The following is a 22,626-nucleotide window of genomic DNA, read 5'->3' as shown; positions in this document are numbered from 1 at the left end:
TTGGGGGCAGGATTCACGACCGTTTACCGGCGGCGGCGGACCAGCGCCCCGGCGAGGACCACACCGGCCAGCAGACCGGCGGACGGCTCCGGCACGGTTTCCACCCGCAGGTTGTCGAACTGGCTGATGGTGTTGCCGCTGCCTCCGCCGAAGCCTTGCAGGGTGAGGTAGTTGCTGGTGTAGCCGCCGGTCTTGGTGAAGCTGTAGAACGGGCTCGCGCCGCCGTCCGCGTAGACATCGATCAAGGCATCGCCGCTGCCGTCCCACGGGTTCCCATCGCCCACGCCCGTGATGCGCAGCTCGATGGTGTGGCTCGTCGGCGTCGCGGGCGTCGCGTCATACACCGCGCCTCCCACCTGGGCGCTGCCATCGAAGGCCTGGAACTGCCCGTTGTCCCGGAACAGGATACCGAAGTGGGCCGCGGACGAAATGATCCCCTGCCCTCTCGCGCCGGAACCGGATGCGCCGAAGCTGGCATTGTCCCCGGCCCCGAGCGTGATCGCGCCCCAATCGCCGGACGTGCCCGCGGACCCGGTCACCGGATCGAGCGTGAACGAGATCGACAGGTAGCCACCCACGCCGCCGGACTCGGTGAAATTGTGCTCGGGCGAAACGCTGCCCACGGCCTGCGCCGGATTGCCACCGACCACCCACAGCGTGCCCGGGCCACCCGCGTTGCCGATCTGGGTCTTGAACCCGTTCGCCGCTTCATTGGCGATCGTGCCCGTGATCGTGCCGGCCAAGGCGCCGTTGCCCTGGCGATACTGGAGGTTGCCCACATCACCGGTCTGGCGACCGGCGGTGTATTGGAAGTTCACGTCATCGCTCTGTCCGGTGGTCGAGAAATCGTCCATGAAGACGAGCGCGGCGGAGGCCGGTTGCAGCAGGCTGGCGAGCGTGGCGGACAGCAGGGTGGCTTTGGTGAGATCCATGGGGCACCGGTGGGGTTGGAAACGGATTCGGGGGCGGGAAGGTCATCGGAGGCACCACCCGGACCGCGTCCGGAACAGCCCTCCATTCACCACCAGCGCGATTCCTCCGCGGACCTCGCCAAAAAAATCGAAACACCCGGAACCGCTTGAAAACCGCGTCGCATTTCGCTGAGACGGGCCTTGCGCCACTCTCGCGCCAAGCGGCATAGTGGAACAACCGACACCTCCATGGACGGCGACATCACCCGAATCCTCCAGTCCGCCAGCACCGAAGGACACCTGCCTTCCGAGGACCTGCTGCCGCTGGTCTACGACGAGCTGCGCCGCCTCGCCTCCATCGACATGATCCGCGAAGGCCCCGGCCAAACGCTCCAGGCCACCGCCCTCGTCCACGAGGCGTGGATCCGCCTCTCCGGCAACGACGACCGCCGCTGGAACGACCGCTCGCACTTCTTCCGCTGTGCCGCCCAGGTGATGCGCCGCATCCTCGTCGATCGCGCGCGTGCGAAATCCAGTCTCAAGCGCGGCGGCCGCGAGGAACGCGTCGACATCGGTGACATCGAGGTCGCCGATGCCTCGCCGGACGACCGTATCCTCCTCGTCAACGAGGTGCTCGGCCGCCTTGAAACCGAAGACCCCGAAACCGCGCAGATCATCACGATGAAGTACTTCGGCGGCCTCACGAACCAGGAAGTGGCGGAAGCCCTCGGCACCTCGCCGCGTTCCATCGACCGCCGTTGGAACCACGCGAAAGCCCGGCTGTTCCGGATCATCCGCGACGAACTCTGATCACCCGTGGCGCAGCCTGACGGCCGAATCCGCTTGTCTCCATGGGAGGAACCATGAACGGCACCCGCGACAACTCCACGCGGATCGAGGAGATCCTTTTCGACGCGCTGACCGGCATCGACGATGCCCGGGCCCGGGATGAATTCCTCGACCAAACCTGCCGCGGCAATCCCGCGCTGCGCGCCCGCCTGGAGGAACTCATCTCGCTGCGCGACGACGCGGAGAAATTCTTCAACACCCGGCACGACACCCCGCTTCAACCACCCGCCGCCGATCCCGCGCCCACCGCCGCGGAACCCGATGAAGGCCTGGGCACCCGCATCGGACGCTACCGGCTGGTGGAGCGTCTCGGGGAAGGCGGCTGCGGTGCCGTTTACCTCGCGGAGCAGCTCGAGCCCGTGCGCCGCCGCGTGGCCTTGAAGATCATCCGCGTGGGCATGGGCACCGCCCAGATCATCGAGCGCTTCGAGCTGGAACGCCAGACCCTGGCCGTGATGGATCACCCGAACATCGCCCGCGTGCTCGACGCGGGTTCCACCGCCTCGGGCAGGCCGTTCTTCGTCATGGAGCTGGTGGAGGGCCAGCGCATCACCGACTTCTGCGACCAGCACCGGCTCGATCTCCCCGCGCGGCTGAGACTCTTCATCCCCGTTTGCCTCGCCATCCAGCACGCACATCTCAAGGGCATCATCCACTGCGACATCAAGCCCTCCAACGTCATGGTCACACTGCACGATGGCGTCGCGGTGCCCAAGGTCATCGACTTCGGCATCGCCAAGGCCACCGAGGCCGATCCCACCCTCTTCTCCCACGCCGCCTCTCCCCTCCTCATCGGCACGCCCGCCTACATGAGCCCGGAGCAGGTCGATGGCCACGGCCTCGACATCGACTCCCGCAGTGACATCTACAGCCTCGGCGCGCTCCTCCATGAACTGCTGGCCGGCAAGCCGCCGCGCGATCCGGAAACCTTCCGCCACGCCACCCCGGAGCAGATCCGCGAGAGGCTCCGAACCCTGCCGGTCCCGCCGCCCTCCGAACGCCTCCAAGCGTGCCCGCCCGCCGAACAGGAAGCCATCGCCACCGCGAGGCACACCGAAATGCCACGCCTTCCCCGGCTGCTGCGCGGCGACCTCGACGCGATCGTGATGAAGGCGATGAAACCCGACCGGCAGGACCGCTACGTCACCGCCAACGGACTCGCCGCCGATGTGTCCCGCCACCTCGCGCACGAACCCGTCGAGGCCGTCGCCGCGGGCGGGCGTCGCTACCGGCTGGGGAAACTCGTCCGACGGAACCGCCTCGTCTTCGCCGCGGGCGGGCTCGTCGCCCTGGCCCTCTGCGCCGGCCTCGGCACCTCGACCTGGCTGTTCATCCGCGAGGCCCGCGCCCGCGAGGAACAGGTCCGCCTCCGGTACGCCGCGGAAATCGCGCGCGCCAACGAGGTGGGGCTCCGCGAGAAAGCCCAGACGAGGGAAGCCGTCGCCCACGCCGCGGTTCTCATCAGCCACGGCGGAGTCCAGCAGGCAGACCAGCTCTTGGCCGCGGTTCCGCTGGACGATGTGCCCGTCTCGCTCGAATCCGCGGAAGCGTTCCGGGCAGCGGGCGATTGGCTCCTCTGGGAGGGCCGGTGGGAAGACGCCGCCCAGCGCTACGCCGCCATGGCGCAAGCCATGACCAAGGCCGACCAAGCTGACATGGAGTGGATCTCGTTGCGAACTATGGCCGCAGCGGCCGCGACTTGTTACTCCGGAGATCCGGCTCTCTACGAACGGCTCCGCGTGATGGCGTCGGAACGATTCGCCTCGACGGTCAGCGCCACGATCGCCAGCGAGGTGGTGAGGTGCTGCTTCATGAAACCGCCACCGTCCGAGTTATTGGCCAGGCTCGACCCCATGGTAAAGTTGTTGGAGCGCGTCCTCCCCTGGGACAAACCAAACGCCCCCGGAGAAGCCATGGAGTCCTGGCAAATGCTCAGCCTCTCGCTGGCCAAATACCGCATGGATGACTTCCAGCAGGCTCGGAATTGGGCCCGGCGTTGCCTATCGCACCCGAATCGCAATCCGGCGTGCACCGCAACCGCTCATGTCATGCTCGCGATGGCAGCCGGCCGAAGCGGGCAGGATGAGGAAGCACGCGCGCAACTGGCGGAGGCACGGCCTGCGATCACCTCATTCTTCACCAAACCGTTCAGCATGGGTGGTCCGAAGGAGGGTTGGTGGTTCGACTGGATGATCGCCCGCATCCTGCTCAAGGAAGCGGACGCCATGAAGGACCGCTGAACGCTGCCTCGGCCGGCACCCGTTTCCTCCACGAAACGGATACCGGCCCAGCTATTGCATCGTTACCCAGGAAATCCCGCGCGGTCTCCGACCGCCGGAGCACCGGACGATCCCGGCACACGATGCGTCAACCCCACGGAAACCTCCGGGGAGACGCCCTTCATGGGAAGAAGCGCACAACCGCCGGAAACTCCGCCAGGATTTCACGCCACATCGCATCCCGTCGAACATCCGAAACGCGCCGGAACCGATAAAAGGCGGGCCCGAAAAGTGGGGACAAAGTGAGGACCAACTCCGCCCCGTAACGCCCCCTGCCACCCGGAAAAAGGCCCCCGTCACGGTCGTCCGGGCAAGACCGACCAACACTATTGGCTGGACCGTGCGAGCTCCGCACCCGTCCCCGTAACGGGGAAAGTGGCAGGACTCCGACTACAGCCCCGGATCCAATCCAGTGGCCGCCGCGAGCGAGTGGCACTCCGGCCACCCAACAAGACCGAGGCCGCCCGCCGGGCTTCGTCGTTCTACCGCTCCCTCCTCAGCGGCGGCTGGCAGGAGGCTTTCGACAGCCACGAGTTCGCCAAACCCGTTAAACAGCGCACCCAGGAGGAGGCTCCCGACGACGACACCGTCGCGAAGGACGGCGAAATCACCGTCGGGCAGCTCCAGGAACTCATGGACAACTGGCGCGACGAGCCCTCCATCACCGACATCCGCCAGCCGCTCGTTCTCACTCCCACCAAGGAACAGTTCGAACGCTGGAACCGCGCCGCCATCGGGGCCGAAGAAGGCCCCCTCACGATCCACGAATGGGCGATCCAAGGGCTCGAGGAACTCGCCGAGGCCAGGGAACAGGAAAACCGCTTCTCCATCCCTCCTACCAACCTCCACAACACGCCCCTCCCCAATCTTTGGTGTAGACCCCTAAACTCCAGCAACTTGCTGGAAGGAAAGTGGTCGGGACGGCCAGATTCGAACTGACGACATCCTGCTCCCAAAGCAGGCGCTCTACCAGGCTGAGCTACGTCCCGCGACGCGGGCGCGAACGTTTCCCAATCCTTCACCGGAAGCAAGGAATTACGGTTCAGAAAATCGAATCATCGGCGCTCGGTCCATTTGGCGTCGGCGTAACGGCTGGCACGGCGGGCAATATCCCCCTCCTCCGGCCGCTCGATCCATGGCCGCACTTCTCCTGCCAACTCCTCCGCCAGACGGCTCGCCCGGCTCATTGCGTGACTCCATTCCAACCCGCCAGCGATCGAACCCTGGTGAAGCAGCCCTTGGCGGGACCGGCGCTGCCCGGCCCCCGCGAGCTTCCGTCCGGTTGGATCGACCAGATCATGGCAGACCGGGTTCTCAAAGCATGACGCGGCCCCGGTCTCTTCCGTTCCATCGCTGAGGCGCGCGTCAATCCCCTCGAGCGGAAGAATTGCAGCAAGGGCCGCGTGCAGCACATGATAGCTCTCCGCTCCCCGAGCCCGGGCCAATGGCAGGTCCGAGGGAATCACCAGGGTGTAGGTCCAGTCATCGCGATGATCGACGGTGCCTCCACCGGTCCAGCGGCGGACCCACTTCAGCTCCGGATGGCTCCTACCCGCATCGGCCAGATTGCCAAAATACCCGATGCTGCCCCATCCCGGTTGCCAGCGATAGACCCGCAGCACCGGCACCGTGGCGGTTTCCAACAGCCACTCATCCACCGCCATGTTGTCCGGACCGGACCTTTCGATCGGATCACACCAGCAGCCTAGGACATCGAACACACGGGACACGCCCTGCCGCTATCCCGTTTCCGCGCGGAGAAAAACGCAAATTTCCAATTCCGGTTTCCCCGGGGCCGGATTTCGCGCTTCACTCCGCCATGCCTTTCACCCCGAAGCCCGACAGCGCCCTCTTCATCGTGGGCCATGGCTCGACGGAAAACCCGGATTCCTCCACCCCCTACTTCGACCACGCCGACGAGGTCCGCCGTCGCGGCCTCTTCAAGGAGGTCCACTGCTGCTTCTGGAAGGAGGAACCTTCGTTCCGGGAGGCCTGGTACCTCACGGATTGCGAGGAGATCTACGTGGTGCCGGACTTCATCAGTGAGGGCTACTTCACCCAGGACGTCATCCCCCGGGAATTCGGTCTCACAGGTCCGACCACGGTGATCCGCGGAAAAACCATCCACTACTGCCTACCAGTGGGCGTGCATGCCTCCATGACCACCCTTCTGCTGAAGCGCGCACAAGAAGTCGCGCCGGGAGTGGACCCGGCCGCCACCACCCTCATCATCACCGGCCACGGCACGGGATTGAACCAGAACTCCACCAAGGCGATCCGCGATCAGGTCGACCTCATCGCCGCCTCCGGCGCCGGCTACGCCCGGGTGTCGGATGCTTACATGGAGGAGCAGCCGTTCATCGCCCGCTGGGATGAACTGGCCCCCACGGAGAACGTCGTGGTCGTCCCCTTCTTCATCGCGGACGGAGCCCATTCCTATCAGGACATCCCGGTGCTCCTCGGCATCGAGCCCGAGGTGGGTCTGGCGGCTTCCCAACGGGAAATCTTCCGCCACAACCCCCATCACCTCCGAGGCAAGACGCTCTACTACTCCTCCGCCATCGGCACCGAGCGCCATCTGGCCGACGTCATCCTCGACCAAGTGGCGGACTTTGACGCCCGCCGCACTCCCGCGACCGCCTGATCTTCCCTTCCCATGTCGATCCTCCAGTTTCTCTCCGAATCCCTCGCCGCGGGCGTTCACCGCATCGGCCAGATCGAGATTCAAGCGCTTGATTCAAACTTCTCCCTCTTCCACGCCGAGGATCAGGAACTGGCCAATCAACCCGGCCATGGGGGCCTTGAGATCCATCGGGATGCCGACGCGGCGCGCGATCTTTCCACCTATGCCGAAGACGGCGAATATCGCTTCACCAAAGGACAGACGAATCTCCGCCGAGGCTGGCTGCTGATCCTTCCCTCCTTGGAAGAACTCCGCCGGGCCCTCGATCTGTTTTACCCCGCCGCCCTCGGACTACTCGCGGCGGAAAAGGCAGGCACCTTGGAGATCGAAAACCTGCGGGACAAACTGAACCGCCAGACCGGCATGTACCGCTTCGCCCGCAACATCAGCGATGCCGGTGCCCAACAGCTGATCCGGGAAGTCTGCGGCCCCGCCCACCAATGCGCCAAGCGCATCCTGTGGCAGTTGGACGCCCGCACTCCACTGGAAGACAGCGACGCCAGCCGCTACGACGGCGTCCCTGGCGATCTGGATCGAAGCGAGACGTTTCCCCTGCTCTGCCGCGAAGCCTGCAATCACTTCGTCGCGGAGTGCCGGAAGGTTTCGAAGGCGGAAGCCGGACAGGCAAAAGGCTGAAGCGCTGAAGTTCCAAAGGGCATTATTTCGGCCATAACGGTCGTTGGGAATCGCGTCTGAAAACAGGCTTTCCACAAGTTATTCACAACGGCTTTCCCGTCGTTTCAAGGCTCCCTCGACCTGCGAACGTTTGTTTCAGTGACGATTCCGTCACGGGCCTAACTCGGTCTTGACCAGTCTGGAACTGGTTCCGAATCGCCATCCACCCGAGCCATCTCAGGGCGACCCCATGAAACACAACTCTCTGTCTACGAAACAATTGCACGGACAAAAAACCGACCATTACACCGCATCCAAACAAAAGATTCAATCAATCTCTTGCAACCATATCCTTATCGCCTCGTAAGAGATCCTTATTTTAGAGCATCTGTTTCAATACCGGATAGACAGCTCTGCTCCATTCCGAGAAACGATCGTTTGAGCATTATCCACAGGGTTATTCGCGCTTCTTATTTCATTCAGATGCTTCAAGCCTTCTGGCCTCTCCTTGAAGACGAAGGGCTTGCCTGAAATCGCAAAATACTTGCAAAAATTCCGACCCCTCGCAGACTTCCCGCCCCTGACCATGTCCCGCCTTTTGCTTGTTCTGCTCAGTCTCGTCTGGACCGGTGTGGCGATGGCGGGAACCAAGGTTGCCACCTTTCATCCCCTGCTTTCGGATCTGGTCCGGCAAGTCGGCGGAGACCGAGTGGAGGTGGTGGATCTAATCAGCACCTCCGGGGATCCGCACCATTTCGAGCCCACCCCCGAAGACCTGCGGAAGGCCACCGGTGCGAAACTCTATCTGGTCGCAGGAATGGGCTTGGAGGCCTACCTGCACTCACTTGAAACGATCGTTCCCGCCGGCAGCCATTTGATCGAGGTAGGCTCCTCCCTGCCCGCCCTCCACGGGAGCTGTGATGAGCCCGGTCACGATCATTCCCATCACGAAACCGATCCCCACTGGTGGCATTCGATCGACCGCTTCCGGCGGGCCACGACGGTCGTGGCGGAGGCCCTAGCGGCCGCCGATCCCCAGGGAGCAGCCACCTATCGGGCAAATGCGGCGGCTTACCGGGGAAAACTTGATTCCCTTGAACAATGGGTGCGGCTCCAAGTGGCGACCGTGCCGCGGGATCGCCGCCAACTGGCGACCACCCATTCCGCCTTCAATTACTTCTGCGCGGACTATGGCTTCACCCCGTTTTCCGTCCAAGGGCTGAACCAGGAACAGGACCCGAGCCCGGCGTCTCTGGCAAAGTTGGTGAGCGAGCTGAAGGAACACCGGGTGGCCGCCTTGTTCCCGGAAGTGGAGACCAACCCGAAGCTCTTGTCCGTTCTCACCCGGGACACCGGCATCCGCCTCGGCAAGCCCCTGATCGCGGACGGCACCAATTCCCCCACCTACGAGTCGATGGTCCGGCACAACGTGACGGCGATTGTCGAGGGGCTGACCGGGAAGTGATCCGTCCAATCATGGGATCACGTGGCGGGTTCGAGAATGACATCGTCCGCGGTAAACAGCCTGCCGTCCGGACCGCCGGAACGGAGGCCGAGGACATCCCGGGAGATGGGATGGAAGTAGTAGGGTCGGCCCCAGCGATCGAGCAACCGGCCTCCGGGTGAGATCGCCGGATGCTTGAGTGGCAGAACAGCAAAGCCCTTGTCGTTGTGACCGGTGAGCTGGCGGACGATTTCGTCGTTCTCGCCACCCGCGGGATTCGCACCGCCATTGGATCTGCGGAAAATCGAGACCAACAGTTCAACCGTTTCCAAGTCATCCGCTGGAGTCGTTTCCGAAGTGTTCAGCCGCGCCGCGATTTCCACGGCCTCCGGCAGCAACACGATCTCCGCGGGCTCCTTCCGGGCCACCGCAGGTGGAAGTTGCCGGGTGCGCTTGCCCGGCTCCAACGGGGGCACCGTCGCGGTCGTCCCACCGGGAATGGAGGAAGGCCCGAGGACCTTCCTCCATTCGATCGAGACCGCGATCAACGTCAGGACGATGCCTGACAGAATGATCGTTCGCGTTTGCATCGCTCCAATTAGAGGAACCCGAGGTTCGCGCTGCCGCCGAAGGGATCGTCGAAGCGCGAGAGATTCGGGAAGATGTCCGCAAGGTAGGTGGGCGAAACGCCGAGCCACTTCGCGGAGACGGCGGCGAATTGGTCGACGGAGGTCGTGGGAATCCAGCGCCCGCGGTTGCTCGACCCGGCATCCAATCCCGCGCCTAGGGCGAGCGACGGGAAGGAACCGTAGATCTGGCCCCCGTTCACCGCGCCTCCCAGCACGATCTGGTGACCGCCCCAGCCGTGGTCGGATCCCGCGGTGGCGGCATCCTGGCCATTCGGCGTGAGCGTGCGGGTGAAGTCCGAGTGCGTGATGGTCGTCACGTTGTCGTTCACCCCGAGGGCCTTCAGGGTGTCGCTGAAGGCCTTCAGGCTGTTCCCCAATTCCCCGAGCAGGTTGTTCTGCGCATCGAGCTGGTCCTGATGGGTATCGAAGCCGCCGATGCTCGCGAAGAAGATCTGGCGGCTGTTGCCCAGGCTGGCGCGGCCCGCGATGAGCTTGGCGATCGATTTCAACTGGTCGCCGAGACTCGACTGGGCATTGACGAAGTAATTGTCGAAATCGACCCCGGTGGCCGCCGCGGCGGTGAGTGCCGCGCCGATCAGCCCCTCATTCGCCCGCGCCCGCTTCACCACCTTCGCGTGATCGTCGTCGAGCAGGTGCTGGTAGGTGTAGTTGGTGATGTCATCGAAGGCCTTGAGACGCTTGCCGGCGACGTTGGTCTTGTAAGAACCGTCGCCGTTCAATGCGTTGCCATAGGGCGCTCCGGAGGCGCTGTAGCCCGCCAGCGGAATCGCTCCCGCGGGCGTGACCGCATACTGCACCTCCTGGTCGGCGACTTGCAGGCTGTTGATCCCCGACAGGCTCACGGAAAGCGAGACCTGCCCCTGGGCATGACCTTGCGATGCGAGGAGGTCCGCGATACGCCCACCCCAGCCGCGGCTGAACGGCTGGTCCGGCACCGAGCTCTGCCACTGGACCTGTTGGTCGGAATGGGAGAAGAGCTGCGGCGGCAGCGGCACCGTGCCCGCGTTGTAGTCCGCCCGCGTCGTCGGATAGACGAGCGTGCCGACGTTCGCGACGAAGGCGAGCTCGCCGCTGTTGAAAAGATCCGCGATGCCACCGGCGGCGGGATGCACGCCGTAATCCGAACCCGCCCCGGTCAAGGGAATCGAGGCTGGATCGCCCGCGACGTAGGCCGGGTCGTTCGCATCGAGGATCTTCAACACGCCGCGGGCGGTCTTATACTGGTTGTAGGAACCGTGGCTCTGGCGCGGGATGAGCAGGTTGTTCGAATCGTTTCCGCCGAAGAGGAAAAGCACGACCAACGCCTTGTAGTCACCACCGGGAAGCCCCTGGGCGAGCGCGGAGTTCACCAACCGGAGATGGGCCAGCGTGTTGATCACGCCCGTCAATCCGAGCGAAGCGCAGGCCGTCTGACGCAGGAACGAGCGACGGTTCTGGAGCGAATCTTTGTCCTGGGATTTCATGGTAAGGAATGGATGAGGGGTGGGGGATTACTTCTGGTTCACGTATTCCGGAGAGGTGGCGAGCAGGTAGAGCAGGTGCTTCACCCGCGCCGGGGTGGTGGTGGCGGCATCGAGCGAGGCCGCGCTATCGATCACGATGCTGCGTGGGTTCGGTGTGGCAGCGGTGGCGAAGTCCGCCTTGAAGTTCCCGGCCGTGAGCAGCAGATCGAGCTGGTCGAGCACGGCGGTGGACGCCTGCGCCACGGTATCGCCCGCGGTGATGCGCGCGTCGTAGAGCTGCTCGTGGACGGTGCGGTCGAGCGCCACGTTCTCCTCCAGTGGATCGGTCGAGCCGACCAACCGATTCACGCTCTGGCCATCGTTGTTCTGGATGACGGTGTTGGCGTAGTTGGTGGTGCTGATCACCGCCGTCTCCGTGCTGAGCTGGAGTTCGGGAGCCACCAGTCCGGCCGCGGCGAGCTGGCCGCCGGGATTGAAGCCGGGCAGGAACCAGTTGAAGACCGTGGGCGCGTCCTGCGGGGTCTGGCCGAGCGCGTCGTCCGTGTTCGGATAGCGATACAGCGTGGTGCCGGACGGGAAGTTGTCGAGCTGGCCCGCCGGGTAACCGAAGGAACTCAGCGCCGACAGTGGCAGCGACGACTTGCCATCGAACGCGCGCAGGAGCTGCACGTAGCGGACGATGGGTTCCTTCTGCTTGCCATAGCCGACCTGCTGCACGAGTTGGAGATCGCGGGCCTCGGGATCGAGGAGAATCGCTTTGACCACCGCCTTCAGGTTGCCGCGGGTGCCGGAGCCGTTGTTCTCGAACTTCTGGGCGACGCGGTAGACGTAACCGCGGCTCGGGTTCGACGTGACCAGGCGCTGGATCAGTTGCTTGCTGATGAAGGGGGCGACATTCGGATGGGCGAAGATGATGTCCAGCGCCGCATCCAGATCCGCCTGACCGGCCAACCCGCTCGCGATGTTGCTGCCGAGCACGGTCTTCGCACCGGTGTCGTGGTAGGCCGCGAAATTCTTCAGCGGATTGGTCCACGACGCCTGGTAGTAGGCAGGGCCGTTCCCCTGGAAGAAGTTCGTGTTGTCCTGCACGGCGTAACCCGTTCCCGCCGCCCCGTTCTTCTTGCTGAAGCTCCAGCCGGTGAAGACGCGGGCGAGGTTGGTGATGTCGTCGTTGTTGTAGGTCGGGATGGGCAAGCCATCGCCGCCGAGCTTCAGCGAGCCATCCGGATGGAGCTGGACGAGGCCGATCGAGAACAACTGGAGGATCTCGCGGGCGTAGTTCTCATCCGGGCTGATCAGCACGTTGCCGCTGCCATCGGTCACCTCCTTCTGGTTCTGCAGGTGGCTGAGGTATTTCCCCATCACCGGGCTCTTGCTCACATCTTCGAGCAGCGTGCGGTAGTTCCCATCGGCGCGGGCTCCGAGCTGGTCGTAGTAGTTCGCCAGGCCGTAGTGCTTGTTCCGCAGCAGCGCGAGGTCTTCCGACACCACGAGCAGTTCGCTAAGGGCAAAGGCGGTCCGCTGGCGGAGCTGGTCACGGGCCTTGGTCGAAATCAGCCACCAGCCCCGGCGGCGGTTGTGATAAGCCGGCTCGTCGTTGTTGGTGAAGTTCGAGGGCGAGGCACCGCGCAGGTTCCACTCGTGGGCGTCCGCGGCTTCGGTGTAATCGAGCAGCTTCGTCTGATCGTAGCCGAACTGGGTGTCAATCCACGCGCCGTAGGCCGCGATACGATCGCCACCGTAGGTGGTCTGGATCGAGGTCACGAGGGCATCGATCTCGGCCTTGGTCGGGCCGAAGGTCGCCTGGGTCAGGAACCGCGACACATCGCGGGTCAACGCCTCGCCGGTGAGCGTGGCGGGTGCCGAGGGATCGGCGGGCGGCGTGAAGGTGCTGGAGCCGGTCTGCCGCGTGAAGGTGCCCGCGATTTCCCCGGCGGGATAGGTGCCGGTGCCGATGTTCACGTAAACCCATTTCCCGGAGTTCTGGAAGAGCCCGTCGATGAGGTCCTGCCCCGCCAACGCGCCGACGGGATTGATGGTCCAGGTTTCATTCGTCACTTGGCCGATCGGCAGGGTCGGGCGCAACTCCGGTCCCACGCCCGAGGTCACCCCGTAGCGGAGGTAAGCGTTCACCTGGTTCGAGGTCAGGCCGCTGAAGCTGAGGTTCACCCGGGCTGCGGTCTTCGATCCGTTCAGGAACAGCGTCGCGACACCCGAGCCATAGGTCTGGGCCGTGCCCTGGCGGGTCAGGTAAGCCACGAAGAGCTGCTCGTTCTGCGGAATATCGGTCGCGTCCTTGATCTTCACGGTCGCCACCTTCGGCAAGCCGACGGTGTAGCCGGAGCCATTGGAGATCGTAAGCAAGACGGTCTCCGGATACTCGTCCAGCGCATCGAGCACCGGCACGATGAACACCGTGCGCGAGGTTTCACCTGCGGCAAAGGACACGGTGCCACTGAGCGTGGTCCCGCGATCGTCCTTCACCACGTATTCGCCGGCCGACGCCGTGCCGCTCAGGGCATAGGCCACCGTCGCCGGAGCCACGCCGCCGCTGCGGGTGATCTGGAACGAGGCACGTCCCCCATCCTTCTCGAACGCATCCGGAGCCAAGGTGACCACCGTGAAAGTGCCCGTGCCATTGGCCGCGTTCGGATTGGTGCCGTAAGTGTGCTCGGCGAGGTTGTTCAGGCCATCGCCATCGGGATCAAGCGTTGCATCGGCCGGATTGTTCGGATTCAGGCCGTTGGCGGTTTCCCAGGCATCGGGCAACCCGTCCTCATCCGTGTCCAAAGCCCCGGCGATCGAAAGGATGCCGATCTTCTCCGCGGTGTGCGCGATGTTCACATCGACCGAGGTTTCCTCCTGCAAGCGCAGGTCCGCACCCGCCGCATTGAGGCCCTGGAAGCGCAGTGTCACCGGATCGGTGTCATTGCGCGTCTGGGCGTCGGCGAAGAGGAACGGCTCCGCGACCTTGCGGGTGAAGGCCTCCGTCTTGAAAAACTCCGTGACCTCCGCTGGAGTGAGCAGTGAGTTCACCGAGAGGAAGGGCGGCGTCACCAGACGGCCATTGCCCTGCTGCACGGCGAGGTAGTGCACCGCCTCATTGACGTGGGTCTGGTCCTGCGCGGCCTCTTCCTCCAATCGCACGGAGAAACCCGTGGCGGAGACTCCGCTGACGCGGGACTTCACCGCGCTGGCGCCATTCCGCGTGGCGGTCTGGGTAAGCACCACCGGCGCCGCGGCGAATGCCTGCGGAAAGGTCAGCGCGGACGCCGCCTGGTTCACGGCTGCCGCACGACCGAACTGCCAGAGCAATCCGCCGATGACATAGCTCCCCTCCTCCGCGACGAGGTAATGGGCCTGCTCCTGGGCGTGGACACCGTCCTGGTAATCCCATTCATCGAACTGCCACTCGAATCCGGTGGCGGTCACGTTCCGCACCCGGATGCCCACCGGCTCGCTGTCGTTCTGCGTCGATGGGCCGAAGACGACCACCGGATTCGTGTAAGGCCCACCGGTGAAGGTCACCGTCTGCCAGGTGCCCGCCGAAGCCTGGTCCTGGACGACCTCGCCGAGTTCCAACTTCGAACGCAGCTCGCCCTGCGTTTCGCCGAGCACCAGATAGCCGACGTCCTCCGCGTTGCCGTGGGTGGTTTCGGTTCCAGCGGACTGTTCTTCCTGTAGGAAGATCTCGACGCCCGTGCCGCTGAGGTTCCGCTGGCGAATCACGAAGGGATCGGCCCCGTTCGCCGTCTGCGCCTGGGCGAAGATCAGCGGCTGACGCACCGTGCTGCCAAAGGTGATCGCCTTCCACGCATCCGTAACATTCGCGCCGGTCTTGGCCGCTTGGAACGCCGCGCCATCCAACGTGCCAGTGGAAGCCGCGATGGCGATCCAGCCAACCGATTCGCTCGAAAGCGCCGCGGTGTCGGACTCCTGGGTGATCGCCTTGAGCTGGAAGTTCGAAGTGGTCACCGCTTGCACGCGGCTGGTCACCGCCTTGGCATTCGCGGTGGACTCCACCTGGGCCAGCACCACGGGCGACGCGCTGAAGCCACTGGCCAACGTCACCGTCTGCGCGGTGCGGGTCACACCGGTGGTGCGTCCCGCCTGCCAGGTCTTGCCATCAATCGTGTGGGTGCCCGGCTCGATTGCCAAATAGTTCAGGGTCTCCTGACCGTGGACTCCATCGAGATAGTCCCATTCATCGATCTGGTATTCGAAACCGGTCGCGGTGACATTGCGGACGCGGGCGGCGAAACCCGCGGCATCCGCGTTCGTCGGCGTGCCGAGCACCACCACTGGGGCTGCGGAAAAGGCCGTGGTGAAAGTCACGGATTTCCACGTGCCGGTGTTCGGCTGGGAGAGGGTCAAAGACCCGGACTGGTATTTCGGGGCGGCAACCGCACTGGCCGTGAGGCCGACGGACAACAGGGACACGAGGACGACGCCACGCCGTCCGGTCAAAGGATGATTCATGTTGGAGACAAGGGATTTCCAACGCCAGGAACCACGTGGCCTGGGGCGCGGAGGATTTCTCGGTTCGGTTGCTTGATCGGCCGGAATGGGCCGGAACCGCCGCCGTGGGGACTGCACGGTGGGCGAAATCGACGATCCTCTTCAGAGGTCTCAGTCGCGGCTGGGGGATCCGGCTTACACCGCACCTGCCCTAGCCGAGGCGAATCTTTACCAACTTTAGTACTTTAGGCAACAAAATAATGGAAAGACTAACAGACGCGGAAACGGAAAGCCCATGACGCGAAAAAGCCGGTGGGGATGCCACCGGCCTTTTGAGCTATCGTCATTGGAAGAACGGGACGAATGTCCCTACTCCCAGTTACCATCCGCCGCCGAGCGCCTTGTAGAGCGAGACCAAGTTTGCCTCGCGGGAGAGGCGGAGCTGGATTAGGTTCTGCTGCGCGGCGTAGAGATCCTGCTGGGCGCTGAGCACCTCGAAGTAGCTGTCGACGCCGCGCTGGTAGCGGGCATCGGCGAGCGAGAAACGCTTCTCCTGCGCGGCCACGAGGGCTTCGGTGGCCGCGATCCGGTTGGCCAGACCGCTGCGCGCGGCGAGGCCGTCGGCCACTTCGCGGAAGGCGGTCTGAATCGCTTTCTCATAAGTCGCCACCTGGATGTTCTTGCGGACCACCGCGGCATCGAGGTTCGCCTGGTTGCGACCGCCGGTGAAGATCGGCAGGTTGATCTGCGGCGAGAACAGCCACGTGCCGGTGCCGCCCTTGAACAGGTTCGAGAACGAGCTGCTGGCCGTGCCCCCGCTCGCCGTCAGGGTGATCGACGGAAAGAACGCGGCGCGGGCGGCCCCGATATTGGCATTGGCCGCGATCAGGTTGTGCTCGGCCTCGCGGATGTCCGGGCGGCGCGTGAGCAACTGTGAAGGCATGCCCGGCGAAACGTCATGGACGATGCCGGAGCCAAGACCGCGACCGCCAGGCAGGTTCGTCGGAAGCGAATTGCCGGAGAGCAACTGGAGCGCGTTCTGGGTCTGGGCGAGCTGCTGGCGGTAGGTCGCCAGGTTAACCTTGGCCGTCTGCACCTGGGTATTGACCGACTGGACATCGAGGTCCGAGGCATCCCCGGCGGTGAAGCGCTGGTTGATGAGGTCGTAGGTCTTGCTGACCGCACCGAGCGTGCGCTCGGAAAGGGCGATCTGCTCGAGCAAGGCGCGCTCGGTGAGGTACTGGGTGGCCACCTCGGAAGCCAGCGCGAGCTGGACACCGCGGCGGGCTTCATCCGACGCGAGATACTGCTGGAGCGCGGCCTGGTTCAGGCTGCGGACGCGGCCGAAGAGATCGAGCTCGTAAGAGGTCACGCCCACGGAAGCCCCGTAGAGATGGGTGGTGGTGCCATTGGAGCGGCCGCTGGTGGCCTCACCGCCGACGCCGACGGTCGGGAACAACTCGGAGCGGGAGATGCGGTACTGGGCGCGGATCTGCTCGACGTTGAGCGCGGCGATGCGGACATCGCGGTTGTTTTCCAGCGAGACGGCGATGAGCTTGCGGAGTCGCGGATCGCCGAAGAAGCCGCGGGAGTCGATGCCGTCCTTGGACGAGCCGGCACCGTTCGGCCAATGGTCCGCGACCGGAGCGCCGGGGCGCTGGTAGTCGGGGATCAACGAGCAGCCGCTGAACAGGAGCGGGGCGATGACCAGGGGTGCGAGTGTCTTATGCATGTTGTGTGTCTCCTTTCTCGGGAGTTTCAGAAGCGGGTGCGGCGGGTGAATCGGAAACAGACGCGGCGTCGGCATTCTTTCCGCCAACCAGACGGCTGACGAATACATAGAAGACCGGCACGAGGAAAATGGCGAGGACGGTGGCGGCGAACATCCCGCCCGCCACGCCGGTGCCGATGGCGTTCTGGCTGGCGGAGCCCGCGCCGGTGCTGATGGCGAGCGGCATCACCCCGAGGATGAAGGCCATGGACGTCATCAGGATCGGGCGGAGACGGAGGTGGACGGCCTCGACGATGGCATCGACCAGGCGCTTGCCTCCATTCCGCAGCTCGACGGCATACTCGATGATGAGGATGGCGTTCTTCGTCGCCAGACCCACGGTGGTGAGCAGGCCCACCTTGAAGAACACGTCGTTCGGGAAATCCCGCATGGTCACCGCGAGCAGCGCCCCGATGATGCCCAGCGGCACCACCATGATCACCGCGAACGGGATCGACCAGCTCTCGTAGAGAGCCGCGAGGCAGAGGAACACGACGAGCAGGGACAGGCCGTAGAGCATCGGTGCCTGCGAACCGGAGAGGCGTTCCTCATAGGACTGGCCGCTCCATTCGTAGCCGATGCCCGCGGGCAGGTCCTTGGCGAGACGTTCCATCTCCACCATCGCTTCACCCGAACTGCGGCCCGGAGCGGCGGCCCCCGCGATGTTCACCGCGGGCACGCCGTTGTAGCGCTGGAGCTGGGGCGAACCGAAGCTCCAGGTGGTGGTGAGGAAGGCTCCGAGCGGCACCATCTGGCCGTTCTTGTTGCGGACGTGCACGTTCTTCAGGTCGTCCGGGCTCATGCGGAACTGCGCGTCGAGCTGCACGATCACGCGCTGGATGCGCGGGCCGTTCACGAAGTTGTTCACGTAGAAGGAACCGAAGGAGGTCTGCATCGTGGTGTTGATGTCCGCCAGCGAAACGCCGAGGGCGACCGCCTTGTCCTGGTCGAGCTCCACCTTGAGCACGGCCGCGTCTTCCAGGCCCTGCACGCGGACACCGGCGAGCACGTGGCTCTTCGAGGCCTCGGCCATGAGCTGGTCGCGCGCAGCCATCATCTTCTCGTGGCCCACGTTGGCCTCGTCCTTCAACCAGAAGTCGAAACCGGTCGAGGTGCCGAGCTCGGCGATGGCGGGCGGATTGAGCGGGAACACCATGGCGTCCTTGATCCCGCCGAAGCCCATCATGGCGCGCTTGATCACGGCCTGGACCTTGTGGTCGGCGCCCTTGCGCTCCTCCCACGGCTTGAGGCGGACGAAGGCGAGCGCCGAGTTCTGGCCGCGGCCGTTGAAGCTGAAACCGGCCACGGTGATGTAGCTCTCGATCTCGGGCTGCTTGCCGAGGTAGTCCTCCATCTGGAGGATCACGTCGCGGGTGCGGGTGTCCGCCGCGCCCACGGGCAGGTTCACGTTGGTGAGGAAGTAGCCCTGGTCCTCGTCCGGAAGGAACGCGGAGGGCAGCTTCACGTAGAGGAAGCCCACTCCGACCAGGATGACGAGGAGCGCCAGCATGCCGAAGACGGTGCGCTTCACGAGGCTCCGCACCCAACCGGCGTAGTGGCTGGTGAAGGCATTGAAGGTCCGGTTGAACCAGCCGAAGAAGCCGCGCTTCTCATGATGGTGACCGGCTTCCACCGGCTTGAGCAGGGTGGCGCAGAGGGCCGGGGTCAGCGAGAGGGCGAGGAACACCGAGAAGATCATCGACGCCACCAGCGACATCGAGAACTGGCGATAAATGGTGCCCACCGATCCCCCGAAGAAGGCCATCGGGATGAACACCGCGGTGAGCACCAGCGTGATGCCGATGAGTGCGCTGGTGATCTGGCCCATCGCCTTCCGCGTGGCTTCCTTCGGCGACAGCCCCTCCTCGGACATGATGCGTTCCACGTTCTCCACCACCACGATGGCGTCGTCCACGAGGATGCCGATCGCCAGCACCATGCCGAACATGGTGAGCACGTTGATCGAGAAGCCGAAGGCCGCCATGCAGCCGAACGTTCCCAACAACGCCACCGGCACCACGATCGTCGGAATCAGGGTGGCACGGAGGTTCTGCAGGAACAGATACATCACCAGGAACACCAGGATGATGGCCTCGATGAGGGTCTTCACCACCTCCTCGACGGAGATCTTCACGAAGGCGGAGGTATCCAGCGGGTAGTCCACGCGCACGCCGGCGGGGAAGAACTTCGAAAGCTCGTCGAGCTTCGAGCGGATGGCCTCGGCGGTATTCAGCGCGTTCGCGGCGGGGGCCAGCTTGATGGCGGCGGCGGACGACGGGCGGCCGTTCACGCGGGCGCGGCTGGAGTAATCCTCACCGGCGAGTTCCACCCGGGCGACATCGCGGAGATAGACGCGGGAGCCATCCGTGTTCACGCGCAGGGCGATGCCGTTGAACTCCTGCACGTCGCGCAGCGTGGCGCGGCCCTGCATGATGATGTTGAGCTGCTGCTGGTCGACGGACGGCAGCATGCCGATCTGGCCGATGGGCACCTGCGTGTTCTGGGCCTGAATGGCCGCGGAAATATCGGCAGGCGTGAGATTGTAGCTCATCAGCTTGTCCGGGTTCAACCAGACGCGCATCGCATACTGGGTGCCGAACTGGCTTACCTCCCCCACCCCTTCCACGCGCCGGATCGGGTCGAGCACGTTGGCGGCGAGGTAATTGCCCAGCGCGATTTCATCCATGCTGCCGTCCTCGGACGAGAGCGTGAAGAACATCATGAAGTTGCGGGTCGCCTTCGCCACCGTGATCCCCGTCTGCTGCACCACCTGCGGCAGGCTGGGCGTGGCGAGCTGCACCTTGTTCTGCACCTGCACCTGCGCGGTGTCCGCGTTGGTGCCGGGCTTGAAGTAGAGCGTGATGATCGTCACCCCCGAGGCGTCCGCCGTGGAGGACATGTAGAGGAGGTTGTCGATGCCGTTGAGCTGCTGCTCGATCACCGAGGTCACCGTGTCGGTGAGGGTCTCCGAGGAAGCACCGGAATAGACCGCCTTCACGGAGATGGCGGGTGGCGCCACGTTCGGATACTGGGCCACCGGCAGGCCGGTGATCGCGAGCACCCCGAGGAGGCAGATCAGGAGTGAGACCACCCAGGCGAACACGGGGCGGTCGATGAAGAAACGGGCCATAAAAAGTAATGACTAATGACTGAATCCAAATGAATAAAGAAGTCCTAAACGCGGCTCGGAAGACGCGGTACCGTTAGACCGGAACTGGGGGCTGCGCTCAGCCCTTGTCCGAGGCCTTCTTGCCGTTGTCGCTGGAGGCCGTCTTGGGAACGAACGGCTCCGGCTTGACCTCGGCTCCGGGGCGGGCCTTGAGGTGGCCTTCCATGACCACCCGCTCGCCGGCCTTGAGACCTTCGGTGACCACCCACTTGTTGCCCACCGCTGCATCGGTGCGAATCATGCGGACCTGGACGTGGTTCGAGTCATCGATGACGAGCACGCTGCCTGCACCGCCCTGGCCGCGGGTCACGGCCTGCTGCGGCACGGTGATCGAATTGTCCTTCAAGGCCTGGGTCAGGCGGACTCGGGCGAACATGCCCGGCAGCAATGTGTGCTCGGGGTTCGGGAACTGGGCGCGGAGGCTGACCATCCCGGTGGTTTCGTCCACGGACACTTCCGAGAACAGCAGCTTGCCAGCCTGCGGATACTCGGTGCCGTCTTCGAGCAACAGTTTCACCGGCGAGGCTCCGTCCTTGTCGAGCTTGCCTTCCTTCAGCGCGCGGCGGAGCGCGAGCAGGTCGGTGCTGGACTGGGTGAAGTCGACGTAGATCGGATCGAGCTGCTGGATCACCGCCATCTTGGTGGCATCGGTCTGGCCGACGAGCGCGCCCTCGGTGACGAGCGCCTTGCCAATGCGGCCATCGATCGGCGCGGTCACGGTGGCGTAGCCGAGGTTGAGGTCGGCGGTCTTGATCGCGGCATCGGCGGTCTGAACCTCCGCCTGCGCCGTCTGCACCGCCGCCTGGGCGACGTCGTAATCCTGGCGGCTGATGGCCTTCACGTTCACCAGTTCGGCGTAGCGGTTGGCGGTCGTCTGGGCCTGCTTGAGGTTGGCATTCGCCTTGGCGAGGGACGCGGTGGCGCTGGCCTTCGCGGCTTCAAGCGGGGCGGGATCGATCTTGAAGAGGGTCTGGCCGGCCTTCACGTTCGCGCCTTCATCGAAGGTGCGCTGGAGCATGATGCCCGCGACACGGGCGCGGACCTCGGCGACGCGGACGGCATCGACACGGCCGGGGAGGTCACGGGTGAGCTCGACCTTCTCCGAGGCGACGGGGACGAACGAGACCGCGGCGGGTGGCATCTGCATGGGCGGGGCCACTTTTTTCTCACAGCTACCGAGACCGGCAGCGATGAGGGGCAACATCAGATAAAAGGACGGTCTCATAAGCAGGGTAGGTCGGAAACGTTCCGGAGGCATGAAGACACCTCGCGGACAGGAGACTATGTAACCTCTCAAACGCTCGTTCGGAATGACTTTGTTGTTTCCATGGTGGAAACTTCAGGTTACCAGTGCCGCGGATGGAACTGAGGCACCTGCGTTATTTCGTCACCGTGGCGGAGGAACTGAACTTCCGGCGTGCAGCGGAGCGCTTGAATGTGACGCGCCCCGCCTTGAGCAAGCAGGTCAAGGACCTCGAGGAGGAACTTGGCGTGACTTTGCTGGATCGCAACACCGTCCGTGTGACACTCACCGATGCGGGAAATACGTATCTCGTGGATGCACGGGCCATCCTCGCGCATGTGGAACGCGCCAAGGTCTTGGCGCGCGAGGTGCAGGAAGGCCGCCGCGGTCATCTGCTGATCGCGAGCGTCGGTCCAATCGCGGCCGGATTCATGCCGGAAGCACTGAAATCCTTCGGCGACGAGTTCCCGGACGTGGACGTCGGTTTCGTCGAAATGACACCGCCGGAGCAACTCGAAGCACTGGCGAAGGGCCAGATCCACATCGGCTTCGCCTACGGCAAGAAGGCCACCCTGCCCCGCGGGATGAAGAGCCTGCGCATTCTCCAGACGAAGTTCGCGGTGGCACTCTACCACGGGCACCCCCTGGCCGAGCGGAAATCGCTCACGCTCGGCGACATTTCCCGCGAGACGCTGCTGTGCCTCGGCCGCGAATCGGAGTCGAAACACTGCAAGGATGTGCGGACCTTCTTTGCGGCGGAGGGCGTGACCCACGGCCCGACGCGCTACATCCAAGGCTTTGACTCGCTGCTGACGATGGTCGCCGCGGACCACGGCATGGCACTGATGCCGCGGATCCTCGATCTCAACCGCATCCACGGCATCGTCCTGAAACCACTGGTGACCTCGAAGGCGGATCTCGATTTCAGCATGTGGGCGGTGTGGAAGAGCGAGGATGCCTCGCCGCTGGTCCACGAGTTCATCCGCCGCCTGAAGGACCGCCTGCCGGTGCCGTTCAAGGCCCCCTCTCCCGGAATGGAAGGCGCGGCGTGACACGAAAAAGGGACGCGATGGAATGCCACCGCGTCCCTA

At 64.4% G+C, this 22,626-nt stretch carries 15 protein-coding genes and 1 tRNA gene; 7 read left to right on the top strand and 9 right to left on the bottom strand.

The window, feature by feature from the left end; all coding sequences use genetic code 11:
• Positions 1–23: 23 nt before the first annotated feature.
• The gene (locus llg_RS15480; RefSeq protein WP_338285588.1) at positions 24–932 is read right to left on the bottom strand and encodes a PEP-CTERM sorting domain-containing protein; all 909 of its coding nucleotides are present in this window, start codon (positions 930–932) and stop codon (positions 24–26) included.
• Between the two features lie 228 nt (positions 933–1,160).
• Between llg_RS15480 and llg_RS15475 the strand changes: the two genes are divergently transcribed.
• The 3 genes from llg_RS15475 (at position 1,161) to llg_RS15465 (ending at position 4,978) form a co-directional block, all read left to right on the top strand.
• Positions 1,161–1,721, top strand: coding sequence for an ECF-type sigma factor (locus llg_RS15475; RefSeq protein ID WP_338285586.1), 561 nt, complete (start codon positions 1,161–1,163; stop codon positions 1,719–1,721).
• Between the two features lie 53 nt (positions 1,722–1,774).
• Positions 1,775–4,000, top strand: coding sequence for a serine/threonine-protein kinase (locus tag llg_RS15470; protein ID WP_338285585.1), 2,226 nt, complete (start codon positions 1,775–1,777; stop codon positions 3,998–4,000).
• 468 nt (positions 4,001–4,468) lie between these two features.
• Positions 4,469–4,978 carry a hypothetical protein gene (locus llg_RS15465; RefSeq protein ID WP_338285584.1) on the top strand — a complete coding sequence of 170 codons (510 nt, stop codon included), beginning with the start codon at positions 4,469–4,471 and terminating at the stop codon, positions 4,976–4,978.
• On the opposite strand, the gene llg_RS15460 is transcribed toward llg_RS15465, so the two are convergent.
• Positions 4,952–5,028: transfer RNA gene (locus tag llg_RS15460), tRNA-Pro, on the bottom strand. The genes llg_RS15465 and llg_RS15460 overlap by 27 nt on opposite strands.
• Before the next feature lie 66 nt (positions 5,029–5,094).
• Positions 5,095–5,703, bottom strand: a complete 609-nt coding sequence (locus llg_RS15455) for a hypothetical protein (RefSeq protein WP_338285583.1) — start codon at positions 5,701–5,703, stop codon at positions 5,095–5,097.
• Positions 5,704–5,858: 155 nt separating this feature from the next.
• Here llg_RS15455 and llg_RS15450 point away from each other — a divergent pair, with 155 nt between their 5' ends.
• From llg_RS15450 to llg_RS15440, 3 genes are all read left to right on the top strand, one after another.
• Positions 5,859–6,683, top strand: a complete 825-nt coding sequence (locus tag llg_RS15450; protein ID WP_338285582.1) for a CbiX/SirB N-terminal domain-containing protein — start codon at positions 5,859–5,861, stop codon at positions 6,681–6,683.
• A 12-nt stretch (positions 6,684–6,695) separates the two neighbouring features.
• Positions 6,696–7,358 (top strand): DR2241 family protein, encoded by a 663-nt coding sequence (locus tag llg_RS15445; protein ID WP_338285581.1) that lies wholly within the window; start codon positions 6,696–6,698, stop codon positions 7,356–7,358.
• A gap of 565 nt (positions 7,359–7,923) precedes the next feature.
• On the top strand, positions 7,924–8,802 hold the full coding sequence (locus tag llg_RS15440; protein WP_338285580.1) for a metal ABC transporter substrate-binding protein: 879 nt from the start codon (positions 7,924–7,926) through the stop codon (positions 8,800–8,802).
• A gap of 17 nt (positions 8,803–8,819) precedes the next feature.
• On the opposite strand, the gene llg_RS15435 is transcribed toward llg_RS15440, so the two are convergent.
• The 6 genes from llg_RS15435 to llg_RS15410 form a co-directional block, all read right to left on the bottom strand.
• On the bottom strand, positions 8,820–9,371 hold the full coding sequence (locus llg_RS15435) for a hypothetical protein (RefSeq protein WP_338285579.1): 552 nt from the start codon (positions 9,369–9,371) through the stop codon (positions 8,820–8,822).
• Between the two features lie 8 nt (positions 9,372–9,379).
• Positions 9,380–10,894, bottom strand: coding sequence for a DUF1501 domain-containing protein (locus tag llg_RS15430; protein WP_338285578.1), 1,515 nt, complete (start codon positions 10,892–10,894; stop codon positions 9,380–9,382).
• Positions 10,895–10,921: 27 nt separating this feature from the next.
• Positions 10,922–15,373: a DUF1800 family protein gene (locus tag llg_RS15425; RefSeq protein ID WP_338285577.1), complete on the bottom strand. Its 4,452-nt coding sequence runs from the start codon at positions 15,371–15,373 to the stop codon at positions 10,922–10,924.
• 358 nt (positions 15,374–15,731) lie between these two features.
• The gene (locus tag llg_RS15420) at positions 15,732–17,084 is read right to left on the bottom strand and encodes an efflux transporter outer membrane subunit (protein ID WP_338285576.1); all 1,353 of its coding nucleotides are present in this window, start codon (positions 17,082–17,084) and stop codon (positions 15,732–15,734) included.
• Complete coding sequence (locus tag llg_RS15415; RefSeq protein ID WP_338285575.1) at positions 17,077–20,253, bottom strand: efflux RND transporter permease subunit; 3,177 nt, start codon at positions 20,251–20,253, stop codon at positions 17,077–17,079. The genes llg_RS15420 and llg_RS15415 overlap by 8 nt, the downstream gene beginning before the upstream one ends.
• Positions 20,254–20,350: 97 nt before the next feature.
• The gene (locus llg_RS15410; RefSeq protein WP_338285574.1) at positions 20,351–21,496 is read right to left on the bottom strand and encodes an efflux RND transporter periplasmic adaptor subunit; all 1,146 of its coding nucleotides are present in this window, start codon (positions 21,494–21,496) and stop codon (positions 20,351–20,353) included.
• Between the two features lie 155 nt (positions 21,497–21,651).
• Here llg_RS15410 and llg_RS15405 point away from each other — a divergent pair, with 155 nt between their 5' ends.
• Positions 21,652–22,587: a LysR substrate-binding domain-containing protein gene (locus llg_RS15405; protein ID WP_338285573.1), complete on the top strand. Its 936-nt coding sequence runs from the start codon at positions 21,652–21,654 to the stop codon at positions 22,585–22,587.
• The last annotated feature ends 39 nt before the right edge of the window (positions 22,588–22,626 follow it).

Source organism: Luteolibacter sp. LG18, assembly GCF_036322585.1.
Classification (GTDB): Bacteria; Verrucomicrobiota; Verrucomicrobiia; order Verrucomicrobiales; family Akkermansiaceae; genus Luteolibacter.
Note: the sequence above shows the minus strand (reverse complement) of the source record. Positions and strands in the feature narration are given on the sequence as shown.